The organism is Oleiphilus sp. HI0079, from assembly GCF_001635105.1.
The window spans coordinates 1-1,247 of record NZ_LWFT01001087.1 but is presented as its reverse complement, the minus strand read 5'-3'; the positions used below and the strand labels follow the sequence as shown (position 1 = coordinate 1,247).

Annotated in this window: 2 protein-coding genes; both read right to left on the bottom strand. The window is 48.1% G+C overall.

All coding sequences use genetic code 11. The features are described from left to right. Positions 1–281 precede the first annotated feature (281 nt). Complete coding sequence (locus tag A3750_RS19340; protein WP_068456958.1) at positions 282–536, bottom strand: DUF4404 family protein; 255 nt, start codon at positions 534–536, stop codon at positions 282–284. Positions 537–564: 28 nt separating this feature from the next. Then, a partial coding sequence (locus A3750_RS19335) for a RimK family alpha-L-glutamate ligase (RefSeq protein WP_156498758.1) occupies positions 565–1,247 on the bottom strand: 683 nt, incomplete at its 5' end.

The following is a 1,247-nucleotide window of genomic DNA, read 5'->3' as shown; positions in this document are numbered from 1 at the left end:
CTCGAGCTAGCCAAAGCCTTCCCTTTCAGAACCAGGCTAGCTTAAAGTCAACGCTTAAAACACGCCTAGTCACAATTAAACAAAAAAATGTAAATCCATAACGAAAATAGTCACCCGCCGAACTTGATCGGAAGATTCCATCATGTGTCACTACCCGAAGATACGTGGCGCAGCGACTCTGGTGACGCGCGTTTAGAGACCGAAAGAACGCAAAGGCGCGCATACGAAACAGTATTCTCGCTCTTCTATTCGAGTAGAGCGTCAAGAACATTAATGACGCCCTACACCCCCATGTTTTTCAAGGTTTCAACCAGATTACGCAGTATTCCTGAGGCGGTTGGATGCTCCACCTCAAGATCTGTTACCAAGACCTCCAGCGCATCAACAAAATCGGGCTCTGGAGCCTCACTTTCGCCTAGATCATGGACGTGCTGTTGCACATCTCTCAAAAGCTGAGCCTGCTCTTCGCTCACCGCGTCATCCGCGAAGCGCTCGTGCAAATCACTAATTAATCCAATGGCCTTTTGTTTTGGCATGGTGTACTCCTTTTTATTGCGTTTGTGTTTACTCAACAGGGCTCGCTAGCTCTCGCTTCCAGCGCAGCGCACGCTCGATCGAAGCGATCATCATTCCTGCTATGTCCTTGCCTGTTGCAGTCTCTATACCTTCTAAACCCGGAGAGGAATTTACTTCGAGCAATAGAGGACCATTTTTAGAACGAATGATATCCACACCAGCAATGTGTAAACCGAGTACCTTGGCTGCTGTTACAGCTAACTTGCGCTCTTCAGGGGTAATTTTAACAATCGAAGCCGTACCACCCTGATGAATATTTGCTCTAAATTCGCCGGGCGCGGCCGTTCTCTGAATCGACGCAACGACCTTGCCATCAATCACAAAACAGCGAAGATCCTTTCCCTCGGCTTCTTTTACAAACTCTTGAACCAAAAGGTTCGCACGCAAGGACTTAAATGCATTGATAACAGACTCTGCCGCTTTGCGCGTTTCAGCTAAAACGACGCCTCTACCCTGCGTGCCTTCTAAAAGCTTCACAATGAGTGGCGCGCCGCCTACCATTTCAATTAAATCGCCCGTATCCATGGGCGAGTTTGCAAAACCGGTTGTCGGTATATTGATACCGCTTTTCAACATCAATTGTAATGAGAAGAGTTTGTCTCTCGACTTGGTGACCGAGTCAGAAGTGTTTGTTGTATGCACCCCCATGCTCTCGAACTGCCTCGCCAAAG